Origin of the sequence: Marinomonas aquiplantarum (assembly GCF_003314975.1) — a bacterium.
GTDB classification, from domain to species: Bacteria; Pseudomonadota; Gammaproteobacteria; order Pseudomonadales; family Marinomonadaceae; genus Marinomonas; species Marinomonas aquiplantarum.
Window position 1 is genome coordinate 172,085 of record NZ_QNRF01000003.1, and the last position, 13,842, is coordinate 185,926.

The window sequence follows — 13,842 nt, forward strand, 5'->3', positions numbered from 1 at the left end:
AATAACGGTGGCGTCTTACTAAGAAACGCTTCCCAATTTGCAGGAGCAAACTAAGATGAATAAGCAAACCAATGCCGACGGTTTAAACACGCCTGATACTCAATCACCTCAAACTCTATTGCCTTTGTCGACGGCTCAACGCGGTCAGTGGATCGCACAAAAATTGGCGCCTGAAGGTACGGCCTTCAATGTCGCAGAATACCTTGAAATTAATGGTGACTTGGATGTCTTACTCTTCCAAAAGGCCATTCATCAATTAATCACAGAAACCGACTGCATTCGCTCACAAATCCTCGAAACTGAAGATGAAACCTATCAGTTTATTTCCCAATCTTACGATGACTCTTTCTCCATGCTCGATATGAGTCACGAGGTCAATCCTATCGACCATGCTTTGCAATGGATGAAACAAGATTACCTTAAACCTCTAATACAAAAAGGCGAACGATTGTGGTTTAGTGCTTTAATCAAAATCGCTGACAAGCATTATTTCTGGTATCACCGTTGTCATCATGTGGCACTTGATGGTTTTGGTGGACATTTGATTACACAACGTCTGGCCCATTTATATAACGGTTATTACTTTGATCACCACATAACGGATTGTCCGTTTCCCCCATTGGCAGACTTACTCGCGCAGGAACAGAAATATAAAGACAGCAAGCGCTTCAAGGCGGATCGACAATACTGGCTCAACAATTTGGTACACCTTCCTGACAGTGTCTCTTTAGCACAACGCATTCGTCCTGACGATCAAAGCCCAATGCGTCGTCAAACCTTAAACTTATCCGTCGCGTTGTCTGAACATTTAAGTCAGATTGGTCAAGCGTTTGGCGCCAGTCGACCCCAAACTCTCATTGCGTTAGTCGCAGCCTACTTTTATCGCATGACTGGAGCGGAAGACTTGGTCATCGCGATGCCAGTCTCTGCCAGAGTGAATGCAATACAAAAGAATACGCCAACCATGTTAGCTAATGCGGTACCAATCCGTTTAGCGTTTTCCGCAACCATGAGCTTTCAAGCGTTATTGGAGCAAACCTCCAAAGTCGTACGTCATGCGTTACGTCATCAGCTATACCGTTATGAAGATTTGAAACGAGATCTGGGCATGCTCTCCGTCAATCAACAAATTGCGTCTTTAGGAGTGAATATTGAACCTTTTGATTACGACGTGAATTTTGGTGATTGCTCGACCACATTGCACAATCTCAGCAATGCCATGATCGATGATTTGACAGTGTTTATCTTTGATCGCAAGAATGGCAATGGCCCGAGCATTGAATTTGATGCCAATCCAAAACGTTATACTGATAAGGAATTGAGCCAGCACTTACAACAATTTGAACGCTTAATTAAAAGCCTATTGAGTTCAGTAAAACAACCCATCGCACAAGCACAACTGTTAAGTGATGCAGAACAACAGATTATCCTTCATGATTGGAATCAAACACACAGCAAACTTACTGACTATGGTTATTTAGACCTATTTCATCAGCAAGTAAAGCAACGAGGATCAAGCACAGCAGTCATAGGAGAAGATGGCAATTTCACCTATCAAGAACTTAATGAAAAAGCGGTGTCTTGGGCTCACCGCCTCATTCAATATGGCGTCAAACCAGAGCAATTAGTTGCGGCCTGCCTACCTCGCAACAGTGAGATGCTCGCTGTGCTTTTAGGCATATGGAAAGCTGGGGCAGCTTACCTACCACTCGATCCAGAGTTTCCACAAAAAAGGTTAGCCAACATACTGGAAGATGCTGAACCAGCTTGCATTATTACCAACCACGAAGTCAGCGCCAGTCTTCCGGATAGCAAACTCAGTTTGCTGTATACCGATCAAATAGAGGCAATAACAACTGACTTATCGCAACAACAAGCCGTTCTACAAACACAAGTTCAAGTGGCGCCTCACGCACCGGCTTATGTAATCTATACCTCAGGCTCTACTGGTCGCCCTAAGGGCGTTGAGATCTCTCACCATGCCTTGAAAAATTTCTTGCTCGGGATGCAAGCAGAACTCAACTTCAGTCAACAAGATCGTTTTTTAGCGGTCACCACTATCTCTTTCGATATTTCGTTATTGGAACTCTTTTTGCCTATCATGCTTGGCGGTTCTGTGGTCATAGCAACTCGAGACACCGTCAGAGCACCAGAGCGTCTTACCCATTTAGCAAACGAGCAGCAGATCACCTTTATGCAAGCCACACCTTCACTCTGGCAAGCTCTATTGCCAGAGTATCAAACACAGTGGTACGGGGTGCGAGCATTAGTCGGTGGTGAAGCCTTATCAGGGCAACTGGCTAAACATATGCATGCCTTAGGTCATCCGGTGATGAACCTCTACGGGCCAACCGAGACTACTATATGGTCAAGTGTCATGCCTCTTGAGCATGAGCGAGACCTGCAAAGTCCCCCCATTGGTCGTCCCATTTTTAATACTCAAATGTATGTGCTTGATAAAAGTATGCAACCCGTTCCCGTTGGCGTCACGGGCGACCTCTACATTGCAGGGCAAGGGTTAGCATTAGGGTATTACAAACGCCCCGACTTAACCGCTGAACGTTTTATTGATCACCCTTTCGTCAGTGGCGAAAAGGTTTACATCACGGGAGATAAAGCCAGATGGCGTGAGGACGGTGTTTTAGAATACCTAGGACGTGAAGATAATCAGGTGAAAATTCGCGGCTTCCGTATTGAGACTGGTGATATCGAATCGGCCTTAGCTGCTATGTCAGCCATAGAGCAAGCAGTGGTTATGCCGCAAACCTCTCCAACCGGCAATAAACAACTCGTCGCTTACCTTCTTACGGATCAGGCTGAATTAGACATGCATGATATTCGACAGACATTAATCACTAAGTTACCCGACTATATGATTCCGAGTCACTTTATCTGCATAGATGAAATGCCTTTAACGCCGAACGGCAAAATCAATCGAAAAGCACTACCACAGCCCAGTTGGCAGACGGCAAATCATTATCAAGCGCCACGCAACCACACGGAAGAGATGCTCGCTAACCTGTGGGCAGAAACCCTTGGGTTGACCTTAGTGGGAATACACGACAACTTCTTTGAAATAGGTGGAGATTCCATAACGGCCACTCGTATTCTGCATAAGTTAGAACAAAACCTAAGCATGGACATTCCCTTAGGCGTCTTGTTTAAAGCAGCGACTATTGCGGAATTGGCGGAGCATTTACAACAAACTTCCAACTGGAACCCTCTACAAGCATTATTACCCATTAAGTCGTCAGGCGAACACACTCCTCTATTTTGTATTCACCCCGCCTTAGGGCTATCTTGGGGTTATGCTGCACTACTCAAACATTTACCTCAATCAACCCCATTGTTTGGCTTACAGTCCCCAAGCTTAACGCAAACAGAGACCATACCAGAGACCTTAGAAGACGTCGCAACTCACTACTTAACCCTAATACAAAGTGTACAACCCAAAGGGCCATACCAATTGTTAGGTTGGTCCTTCGGCGGCTTAGTTGCTCATGCCATAACACGACAATTAGAAGCTCAAGGGGAATCCGTTTCTTTCCTATGTATGCTAGACAGTTACCCATACAAAACAGACTATCAGCAACCCAAAAATGAAGCCGATATAGTCAAATCTGCGTTAATCTTTTTAGGCTATGATTTGAGTAAACTTGAGGCTCTGCCTATCAATAAAGCAGAATTAGCAGCCTTGCTCTGGCGTGATTACGACGACTCATCCATGTCGGTGGTGAAGAAAATACAAGCTAGCCAAGAGGATATTATGAGTCGTATTCAAGCAACCGTTGAACATAACCTAGCACTGGCTAGTCAATATAAAGCCCATAACATAGAAGCAGACATTCTGTTCTTTGCGGCTGCAGACAGTGTTAACGGCTCAATGGAAAAAATACTCGAACATTCTAGCATCGCTTGGCAAAATCGTACCCGTGGTCAGGTGGTCAGTCATCAAATCGCCTGCCATCATCAGGATATGCTCGACCCATCGGCACTCAGTCAAATAGCCCCCATACTGCGCAATCAATTAAACAAGGTCCAGATTAAGCAACCCAAAAATAAAAAAGATAAACTGCGTTAATTCAAACAATTTAACCTTTATATAAAGATCATAAAAACTGACAAGCTGAGATTAAAAAGCCCCGCATAAGCGAGGCTTTTTGATACTAATCGTCTAAGGGATTAAGTACGCTTCATGGCAAACAAACCATAAGCAGCAACCACTAGGAAACAAGCTGCAGGAACAATATAAGAAACGGTTGCACTGTATGCGTCAATCGTTGCACCTTGAACCAATGGCATAATCGCGCCACCCAAGATCGCCATGACCAAACCAGCTGAACCGAACTTGGTATCACTGCCTAAACCATTCAAAGCCACACCATAAATGGTTGGGAACATAAGTGACAAACAAGCCGAGATAGACACGATCGCCCATACACCAGATACATTTGGTGTTACTACCGCATACAAGCACAATGCTGTACCAGCCGCAGCCAACAAGCTAAGCAACAAGGCTGGACGGCAGAAGCCCATCAACCAAGTCATCACGAAACGCGAAATTAGGAAGATGATTAAGCTGTATTGTAGGTAATCCGCTGCACTGGCTTCCGTACCACCAATCGCTTCTTGAACATATTGGATAGTAAAAGTCCAGGTACAGGTCTGTGCTGCAACATTAAAGAATTGCGCCACCACACCCCAGCGGTATTGTGCATTACCAAACAAACGGCCTAGAGTGGCAAAGAAATCAATCTTAGTGGCTTCTTCACGGTAACCTGCACCAGATGCATTGGTTTTTGGTACACGAATGAAGAATACCAATACCCAAATCAACATAAGCACAAATGCCATGCCAACATAAGGCGTCATTACCCCTGTCAACTCATCTGCTTGAATGCTCTTAAGCATTTCAGGCGCCATGCTGGCACGTTCTTCAGCGGTGGCTGTATTCAACTTAGGAAGGATCAAAGTCGCAGCAAGAAAAACACCGATGTTAGTACCAACTGGGTTGAAGGCTTGTGCTAAATTCAAACGGCGTGTTGCTGTTGCTTCTGGGCCCATCGCCATAACAAAAGGATTGGCAGACGTTTCCAGAATGGACATGCCGGCCGCCATAATGAACAAGGCCGCTAAGAAAAATCCATAGGTCATGGAAGTACTGGCAGGATAAAAAGCCAACGCGCCCAAAATCGCAAGGCCAAGACCACTCAATACACCCGCTTTATATGAATAGCGCGCATTGATAAATGCAGCAGGAATGGCTAAGCAGAAATAAGCACCATAATATGCAAACTGCACTAAGGCAGATTCAAAAGTACTCATAGTAAAAATTTTACTGAATACTTTTACCAGAGGATCGGTCATATTGGCCGCGACACCCCAGGCTGCAAAGCAGGTAATCAATAAAATAAACGCCAGTTTCATATTGCCATAAACAAACTGGTTAGAAGAATTTTCTTGGATCGCTGAGTTTTGATTTTTCATAAAGCAACAACATCTATTATTTATAGTTAGAAGACAGCGTTAAGGAAATAGTTTTCCTCACTGTCAGACATTGATAATGATGCTCAAGAACTAAAAATCCACAGCACTTCATCTAGAAGAAAAATGACACGATTTTTAGCACTCGCAGTATCAAAATTTGGTGCAGGATCCTACCACCAAGCGTGCTAAAAAATGACCGAAATGACGAAAACTTGTATTAATCACAAGCATTTAACTTTTTCTTGCCAAGTTCGTTAACATTAATGAAACATTCGTGACGCAACATTCACTAAAGCCAATCAAGCCTTGTCGAACAAAAACCAACAGACACCTAAAGATGGGCGACCATGACTCATGCTAAACTGATTAACGTTCTGCCCTATTTGCTATTTTCAACAAGAGAATCTTCACACTATGTCCAGCAGTCAGCCTAAAAAGCGTTACCCTCGCCCTCCTATGAGCTTAATCGTTGAAAATATCGAGGGCTATGATATTGATATTTATCTGGGCGGCTCAGCTGGCGCTGCAGATCGTCAACTGCATGAAGAAAACAATATAAAAGTTATTTTCAATTGTGCGGTGAACCTGGATATTGACCTTGCCAGCACCACCGACCATAAACATCAGCCTCCGTTACTGAATTTTGGTACGGGGCACGTACGATATTACAAGATTGGTTTGATTGATGGGCCAGGCAATCCCTCAGAGATGTTGTTATCTGGCTACTATTTACTGCGTGCTGCGTTACTCCAACGTATGCCTGAAAAAGCCTCTTACCCAATTAAAGAACAAGGCAACCTATTAATACATTGTCGGGGAGGTAGAAGCCGCTCTGTGGCCTTACTGGCACTGTTTTTACACCTAGAATACCCACAAACCTATCCTAGTCTGCAATCAGCCATTGATTTAATCCGTATCAAGCGAGAATTGCACCCAGACGAATGGTATGAAACCCCAAAACCAGCTTTGATTGAAGCAACTGAGCAAGCCGCTTTGATGGCTAAGCATTTGCAAAAAATGACGCTGTAATTCCTTGCGCTGCCATACTGTCATTAAAGTTAGGCGATTTTGTCATTTGCTTGCTCTGCTTGTCCCTTTAACCTTGATGAGAATAAAAATAACAGGAGGGTTATATGCAAGGTAAAGTGCAAATCAAAGTCAGAGGCTATCACCTCGATATTTTTCAGCATGTTAATAATGCCCGCTATTTAGAGTTCTTAGAAGAAGGTCGCTGGGCTTTTTTTGATGAATTCAACGTCGGCGATGACATGCTAAAACAAGGCATTGTATGGGCGGTAGTGAACATTAATATCGATTTCAAAGCTGAGGCAGGATTTGGCGATGTGCTTGAAGTAGAAACTCAATTTTCCAAATTAAGTAATCGCAGTATCACCATGAAACAACGTATTCTAAATGCCAGCAACAACAAATTGGTGGTGGAAGCTGACGTTACCTATGTGTGTTTTTCAAAAGAGCATCAAGCCGCCATTCCGCTTCCCGAAGACTATCGCCAAAAAATAGAACAAGCGATTGTTTGACGCTTTTCAAACTTCATATTAAGGCCCATAAAGCATTGTGCACAATTGGGCCTTTATTGTCTTAAATTAAGCATAAAACCTACCTAATTTAGCCAAAAAACCACGCAAAATCAGATAGTTGAAATAAGCTCACCAATGACCTGAAAACACATCAATTGTATACAACAAAGTCTCCTTTTAAGCTTGCCCCATTCGTCACCCAAGAGGGGGAAATCATGATGATTATGCTGTTCACAAGAAGGTTAAAAGGCACCATGAAACTACTAAACAAAGCGTATAAATTTCTCTTTACCGAAGCTAAGCTAGAGCGATTCCCAAATCCGAATAGCCCAGCCTCCTACATCAACTGGAGCGGTGTTGAGACAACGGACTGGTTGGCCTAAAAACCCCATCAAGCCATCCGGTTTTAGAGCATTATTAGCAAAAAAAGCCCCTTTACATTATTGCAAAGGGGCTTTTTCATTAGGGGAAAGAATCGCTAAGCTAATTCATTACCAAGAAAGCGATACTTTCTCACCAGTATCGAATGACTTCTGTGCCGCATCGGCCAAAATCTGCGCACGACGACCATCTTCGAAGCTTGGTGATACCGGACGCTTCGCCAAAACATTCTCAATGAAAGCCGTCAGCTGTAGGTTGTAAGCTGCACCATAGCGATCTATGAAGAAGTTAAACAAAGGATCTTTCACGCCTGTGGTATCTGTGTTGTAGCGTACGACAGAAGTTGGCGTTTGGTTGTCAGAAAGCACCATTCCTTCCGAACCAAACACTTCAACACGCTGGTCATAACCGTAAGTTGCACGACGTGAACCATTAATATGGATCAAACGACCTGATTGGCTCTTCATATTGATCATGACACTGTCAACGTCACCAATTTCAGTGATTTTTTCGTCCACCAAAGCACTACCAAAAGCTTGAATTTCAACCACTTCTTCACCCAAGATGAAACGCGCCATATCAAAGTCATGGATGATCATATCGCGGAAAATACCACCAGATGATTTCAAGTACTCAACCGGTGCCATGCCTGGATCGCGACTGCTGATGATCACTTGTTCAAGCTTACCGACGCTACCATCATGCGCCGCTTTAGCCGCAGCACCGTGACTTGGGTCGAAACGACGATTAAAACCAATTTGAATCGGTACATTGCAATCTTTGATCTCTTCCATACAAGCGTTTACGGTAACTGTATCCAGATCAATTGGCTTCTCACAAAGAATCGCCTTACCCGCTTTCGCCGCTTTAATGATCAAATCCACGTGCGTATCCGTACTGGTCGCAATCAATACCGCATCCACTTCAGGATCCGATAACGCGTCTTCCACACTGGCTGCCACTTTCGCACCCGTGGCCTTTGCCACTTCTTGAGCCGCTGGCGCATACACATCATAAACGTATTTCAAATTTGAATGAGCGAACGCCTGAAGGTTTTGCGCATGCATCTTGCCAATACGACCCGCACCAAATAAAGCAAAGTTCAACATAGTGAAATCCTTATGTTATTTTTATTCAATCAACCATTGGTTACTTTTTTATCCCGTTCTATGATCCACTCATGGTCGGGGTCATTATGAAAGATCCAGTTACGACTGGGTCCTGCCATGACATTTAGATAGTAAGATTGATAACCGTGTGGCACCCCCACAGGATGGTAGCCCTCTGGTACCATCACCAAGTCACCATCTTCCACTGCCATGGTTTCATCAATGCTGCGATCGTCCGTATAGACACGCTGAAAGGCAAAACCTTGAGGTGGATCTATCTTATGGTAATAAGTTTCCTCTAACTGAGTTTCCGCAGGTGCTGCATCGGTATCATGCTTATGAGGCGGATAACTCGACCAACCACCACTAGGTGTGATGACTTCACACACTAACAAACTATCCGCAGGTTCATTACCAAACAAGATATTGCAAACGTGGCGCGTATTACTCGCCACACCACGGGTTTCGTACTGACACTGATCAGGACGAATCAATTTAGCGGCATGACCGCCTTTGCCTGGCGCTTTGCAAAATGCGACTTCCACATCGGTCAGCGCCTCAATAGCAATTTCATCTTGAGCAGGCGCATACACCGCATAAGGGGCTTTTTGATCAAACACACTCATGCGATCGCCAATGTCATCCCAGGACTCATTCTGAGTGCGTGCATTCGCCTTACCACTCAAAATCACGGCGCAAACTTCGTCGCTGCCAGTCGCAAGGCTAACTGACTCACCCGCTTTTAGCTGATGAGCCTCAAAGCCAACATACTGCCAATTGGCACTGGCTGGCGTCACCAACTGAGTTTGTGACTGCCCGGCCTGTTGACGCTTTTTACTGAGTAAACGTGACATATTGCTTCCCCTCGTAAAACATTACTTCATGGTTGGCATAGAGAATTCCAGCCCTGCACGAAGCCCTGTTGGCCAGCGTGCTGTGACGGTTTTCATGCGAGTATAAAAACGTACGCCATCTGGACCATGCATGTGCAAAGGACCAAATAAAGAACGCTTCCAACCACCGAAGCTGTGGAAGGCCATTGGCACAGGAATCGGTACATTGACGCCGACCATGCCCACCTGTACTTTCTCAGTGAACTGACGTGCAGTATCACCATCGCGAGTAAAGATGGCCGTACCATTACCGTATTCATGTTGGTTAATCAGAGCTAAGCCTTCTTCATAAGAATCCACTCGCACCACAGACAATACTGGGCCAAAAATCTCTTCTTTATAAATTCGCATATTCTCTTTCACATGATCAAACAAGGTTGGTCCAACAAAGTAACCCTGTTCATGATTTTTGCGGACAAACTGACGACCATCTACCACCAAAGTCGCGCCTTCTTCTTCACCTGAAGTAATGTAGTCACGAACTTTCTGAGCATGCTCTTTACTGATCAGCGGTCCCATGTGAGGCTCTTCTTCTAGGCCAAACTGTTTGTACAATCCAGGACCAACTGTCATGGTCGAAATCTCTTGCTGCAATTTTGCAATCAAGTTATCCGCCACTTCATCACCGACACAAACGGCCACTGAAATTGCCATGCAACGCTCACCTGCAGAACCATAAGCCGCTCCCATTAGAGAGTTCACTACTTGGTTAGGATCTGCATCTGGCATCACCAGCATGTGATTTTTCGCACCGCCAAGCGCTTGAACACGTTTACCATGAGCGCTGGCTGTCGCATAAATGTATTCTGCGATGGGCGTAGAACCCACAAAGCTCACCGATTGAACACGTTCGTCTGTTAGCAAGACATCAACCGACTCTTTATCGCCGTTCACCACGTTAAACACGCCATCAGGTAAGCCAGCTTCTTTCAACAATTCTGCCAAACGCATAATGGTGCTTGGGTCTTTTTCGGATGGTTTCATCACAAAAGTGTTACCACAGGCAATCGCCACAGGGAACATCCACATTGGCACCATGGCTGGGAAGTTAAATGGGCTGATACCAGCGCACACACCCAGTGGCTGCATCAAACTGTAGCTGTCTACACCACGGCCAACATTGAGGCTGTGTTCACCTTTTTGTAGGTGTGGAATACCGCAAGCAAACTCCACGACCTCAAGACCACGAGTCAATTCACCTAAGGCATCAGAATATACTTTACCGTGTTCACTGGAAATCAACTCCGCCAATTCACGACTGTTCGCTTCTACCAATGCTTTAAACTTAAACAATACTCGAGCACGATTTAGCGGTGTCACCTGAGACCAAGTTTCAAAAGCGGTTTGCGCGGATGCAATCGCTGCTTCCGTCTCAGAAACCGTACTTAACGACACCTGCAACGAAACATCACCGGTCGCAGGATTAAATACATTGGCCTGACGAGCTGAGGCACTCGCGACAAACTGATTATCAATAAAATTACCCATCAGTGTGTTTGAACTAGACATAAACCTTCTCTCTTTCATTCATCAATTCGGTAAACAGAACACCTTTTTTGATGCTCCCTGTTGTTATCAATCTTGTTGTCAGCTTGTCTTAAATCGCAAACCCTGCTTGTTGCAGATTGCTCGACAAGTACTTATACCCCATGGTGGCATAGGTTAGCGGATGCGCAATCGCCGGATCCTGTTCAGCTTCCACCACAATCCAACCTTGATAATCGACGCTTTTTAACACATCGAAAATCGGCGCATAATCTATGCTGCCGTCACCTGGTACGGTGTAAACACCATCTAATACGGCATTTAAAAACGGACTGTCACGGTTTAGATTGTCCTTTAAGATGCTTGGACGAATATCTTTACAATGCACATGAACAATACGTTGAGCATGTTTCTTCGCCATTTCCAGAGGATCACCACCAGCAAAGGTGATGTGACCTGTGTCTAATAGCAACCCGACATTATTGCCCGTCATGGCCATCAATTTGTCCACTTCTTCAGCGGTTTCAATGACAGTGCCCATATGATGGTGATAAGCCAATTTAACACCTTGCTCGGCCATGTAATCCGCCACTTGGGTAATACGCTTAGCGTACTCAAGCCATTGCTCCTCAGTCATACCTGGACGCTGTGACAAAGGAGCAGACTGATCACCGTGAATGCAATTGGTGACTTCGGCAAACACCATGACATCAGAACCTAATGCTTTGAGCAGGTTAAGGTGATCTTGCATGGCGGCAATTTCTTCCTCCGCACTGCGCTCCATTAAACGCGCACTGTACCAGCCTGACACTAAAGACAAATCGTGCGCTTGCAAAATTGGCCCAAGAACCGCTGGATCACGAGGAAATTTGTTACCCAACTCGATGCCACTGTAGCCAGCTTGGCGAGCTTCGCTCAAGCACACTTCCAAAGGCGTATCTGCACCCAATGAAGGCAAATCATCGTTAGTCCAAGTCAGCGGATTAATGCCAATTCGAACATTAGAAGCGGTTACGGCGTTGTTATTTTTGTTCATCTGATTGCATCCTAAATCGTTTCAATGATTAATAAGGCTGTTTTTGTTTCGCTGCTTGATAGCGACGCTCAGCGTCCACTACTTGCTGTCTACTCGATACCTCTGGTACGGCTACATCCCACCATGCACCACCTTCTTGCGTGCTTGGCATAGGGTCAGTATCAATGGCGATCACATAAGTTTTGTCACTGGCTCGGGCACGCTCTAACGCGGCGTCCAATTCGGCCAAACAAGCGACCTGCTCGGACTCAGCCCCTAACGCTTTGGCATGTGCCGCAAAATCGGTTTTTGGCGCACCGGCTTCCACCGTATGACAGTCTTGTAGTAGGTTGTTGAACGGCTCACCACCACAGGCATTTTGCAAACGGTTAATGCAGGCATAACCACGGTTATCCAACACCACTATGGTGAGTTTCAACCCCAGCATGACTGAGGTAGCAATTTCAGAATTGAGCATCAAATAGCTACCATCACCAACCATCACAATCACATCACGCTCCGGTGTGGCCATTTTCACGCCCATGCCACCCGCAATTTCATAGCCCATGCAAGAGAAGCCATATTCCACGTGATAACCCAAGTCGTCCGAAGTACGCCACAACTTATGTAGCTCACCTGGCAGACCACCTGCCGCTTGCACTATGGTGGTATTGGCTTGTGCCTGACGATTGATGACACCAATGACGTTGGCATCAGTCGGCAAATAAGCGCTATCACTCGCCTGTTGTGGCAAAGCTGTCGCCTTGTCTACGGCGGCCAACCAAGCTTTATTCCAATCCATGACTTGCGTTTGCCATGCCTGATCACTCTGCCAAGCAGACAAATCCGCTTGCATCTCTTGCAAGCTGGTTTTCGCGTCCGCCACCAATGGCAAAGCATTGTGCTTTTCCGCATCAAAAGGTGCCATATTGAGACTCAACAAGGTGCAATCTGGATTGGCAAACAAGGTACGTGATGCCGAGGTAAAATCTTGCAAACGAGTCCCTACGGCGATAACCAAGTCGGCTTCCTGAGCAGCCGCATTCGCCGCGCTGGAGCCCGTCACACCGACTGAACCCAAATTCCATTGATGATCCCAAGGCAAAGCGCCCTTACCCGCTTGGGTTTCACAGGCTGGCACACCATGTTTTTCAACGAAAGCTTTGATTTCTGGCAAAGCTTGGCTGTAATGGGCGCCACCACCTAGCACCATTAAAGGTTTCTTCGCTTGCTTAATGGCCTCAATCGCATCAGACAATTGTTGTACATCAGCACGATTGCGACGCAATCCATGTACTTTTTTAGCGAAGAAGCTAACTGGATAATCATAAGCCATGGCTTGCACGTCTTGCGGCAAAGCAAGAGTGGCTGGACCACAGGAAATCGGATCCAACATAGTGTTGATCGCCACAGGCAAACTGGTAATCAACTGTTCAGGACGATTAATACGATCAAAGTATCGTGACACAGGGCGGAAACTGTCGTTTACCGACATACTTGGATCATTGAAATGCTCTACTTGCTGAAGCACAGGGTCTGGCGTTCGCGAAGCAAACACATCACCTGGTAAGAACAGCACAGGTAGACGGTTGGCCATGGCCAAACCGGCCGCTGTGACCATGTTCAGAGCGCCGGGGCCGATCGATGTAGTACAAGCCATAATTCGCTGACGTCTGTGCTGTTTCGCAAAGGCACAAGCGGCTAGCGCCATGCCCTGCTCGTTGTGTGCGCGAAAAGTGGTAAATTCCTCTTTTACTTGCGCCAGTGCTTCCCCGATCCCAGCCACATTACCGTGACCAAAGATCGCCCAAGCACCGCCAAATAATGGTACTTCTTTACCATCAATCACTGTGTATTGCGCTTGCAAATGCTTTACCAAGGCCTGTGCCATGGTCAAACGAATTGTTTCCATTTTTTGCCTCCGTTAGCGGGCG

10 protein-coding genes are annotated in these 13,842 nt (G+C 45.6%); 4 read left to right on the forward strand and 6 right to left on the reverse strand.

Annotated features, from left to right (window positions below; translation table 11 throughout):
* The first annotated feature begins 55 nt into the window (after positions 1-55).
* Entirely contained in the window at positions 56-4,081 is a 4,026-nt protein-coding gene (locus DFP76_RS06615) for a non-ribosomal peptide synthetase (RefSeq protein ID WP_113873870.1), read from the forward strand.
* Between the two features lie 101 nt (positions 4,082-4,182).
* Here DFP76_RS06615 and fucP read toward each other — a convergent pair whose 3' ends face one another.
* Complete coding sequence (gene fucP / locus DFP76_RS06620; protein ID WP_113873871.1) at positions 4,183-5,487, reverse strand: L-fucose:H+ symporter permease; 1,305 nt, start codon at positions 5,485-5,487, stop codon at positions 4,183-4,185.
* A gap of 414 nt (positions 5,488-5,901) precedes the next feature.
* Here fucP and DFP76_RS06625 point away from each other — a divergent pair, with 414 nt between their 5' ends.
* The 3 genes from DFP76_RS06625 (at position 5,902) to DFP76_RS18095 (ending at position 7,408) form a co-directional block, all read left to right on the forward strand.
* The gene (locus DFP76_RS06625; RefSeq protein WP_113873872.1) at positions 5,902-6,516 is read left to right on the forward strand and encodes a dual specificity protein phosphatase family protein; all 615 of its coding nucleotides are present in this window, start codon (positions 5,902-5,904) and stop codon (positions 6,514-6,516) included.
* A 104-nt stretch (positions 6,517-6,620) separates the two neighbouring features.
* A complete protein-coding gene (locus DFP76_RS06630) occupies positions 6,621-7,025 on the forward strand; it encodes an acyl-CoA thioesterase (protein ID WP_113873873.1) in 405 nt (134 codons plus the stop codon).
* A gap of 215 nt (positions 7,026-7,240) precedes the next feature.
* Positions 7,241-7,408, forward strand: a complete 168-nt coding sequence (locus DFP76_RS18095) for a hypothetical protein (protein ID WP_181799803.1) — start codon at positions 7,241-7,243, stop codon at positions 7,406-7,408.
* Between the two features lie 108 nt (positions 7,409-7,516).
* Here the strand turns inward: DFP76_RS18095 and iolG are convergent, their stop codons facing one another.
* From iolG to iolD, 5 genes are all read right to left on the reverse strand, one after another.
* The gene (gene iolG / locus DFP76_RS06635) at positions 7,517-8,515 is read right to left on the reverse strand and encodes an inositol 2-dehydrogenase (RefSeq protein ID WP_113873874.1); all 999 of its coding nucleotides are present in this window, start codon (positions 8,513-8,515) and stop codon (positions 7,517-7,519) included.
* 29 nt (positions 8,516-8,544) lie between these two features.
* Positions 8,545-9,369 carry a 5-deoxy-glucuronate isomerase gene (gene iolB / locus DFP76_RS06640; RefSeq protein WP_113873875.1) on the reverse strand — a complete coding sequence of 275 codons (825 nt, stop codon included), beginning with the start codon at positions 9,367-9,369 and terminating at the stop codon, positions 8,545-8,547.
* A gap of 21 nt (positions 9,370-9,390) precedes the next feature.
* The gene (locus tag DFP76_RS06645) at positions 9,391-10,917 is read right to left on the reverse strand and encodes a CoA-acylating methylmalonate-semialdehyde dehydrogenase (protein ID WP_281269729.1); all 1,527 of its coding nucleotides are present in this window, start codon (positions 10,915-10,917) and stop codon (positions 9,391-9,393) included.
* An 88-nt stretch (positions 10,918-11,005) separates the two neighbouring features.
* Entirely contained in the window at positions 11,006-11,929 is a 924-nt protein-coding gene (iolE, locus tag DFP76_RS06650; protein ID WP_113873876.1) for a myo-inosose-2 dehydratase, read from the reverse strand.
* 28 nt (positions 11,930-11,957) lie between these two features.
* Positions 11,958-13,820, reverse strand: coding sequence for a 3D-(3,5/4)-trihydroxycyclohexane-1,2-dione acylhydrolase (decyclizing) (gene iolD, locus DFP76_RS06655; RefSeq protein WP_113873877.1), 1,863 nt, complete (start codon positions 13,818-13,820; stop codon positions 11,958-11,960).
* Positions 13,821-13,842: the final 22 nt, after the last annotated feature.

What these genes read in the sequence shown, in the direction of transcription:
- DFP76_RS06615 (WP_113873870.1), top strand. Translation starts at nt 56, where the DNA reads ATGAATAAGCAAACCAATGCCGACGGTTTAAACACGCCTGATACTCAA.
- fucP (WP_113873871.1), bottom strand. Translation starts at nt 5,487, where the DNA reads ATGAAAAATCAAAACTCAGCGATCCAAGAAAATTCTTCTAACCAGTTT.
- DFP76_RS06625 (WP_113873872.1), top strand. Translation starts at nt 5,902, where the DNA reads ATGTCCAGCAGTCAGCCTAAAAAGCGTTACCCTCGCCCTCCTATGAGC.
- DFP76_RS06630 (WP_113873873.1), top strand. Translation starts at nt 6,621, where the DNA reads ATGCAAGGTAAAGTGCAAATCAAAGTCAGAGGCTATCACCTCGATATT.
- DFP76_RS18095 (WP_181799803.1), top strand. Translation starts at nt 7,241, where the DNA reads ATGATGATTATGCTGTTCACAAGAAGGTTAAAAGGCACCATGAAACTA.
- iolG (WP_113873874.1), bottom strand. Translation starts at nt 8,515, where the DNA reads ATGTTGAACTTTGCTTTATTTGGTGCGGGTCGTATTGGCAAGATGCAT.
- iolB (WP_113873875.1), bottom strand. Translation starts at nt 9,369, where the DNA reads ATGTCACGTTTACTCAGTAAAAAGCGTCAACAGGCCGGGCAGTCACAA.
- DFP76_RS06645 (WP_281269729.1), bottom strand. Translation starts at nt 10,917, where the DNA reads ATGTCTAGTTCAAACACACTGATGGGTAATTTTATTGATAATCAGTTT.
- iolE (WP_113873876.1), bottom strand. Translation starts at nt 11,929, where the DNA reads ATGAACAAAAATAACAACGCCGTAACCGCTTCTAATGTTCGAATTGGC.
- iolD (WP_113873877.1), bottom strand. Translation starts at nt 13,820, where the DNA reads ATGGAAACAATTCGTTTGACCATGGCACAGGCCTTGGTAAAGCATTTG.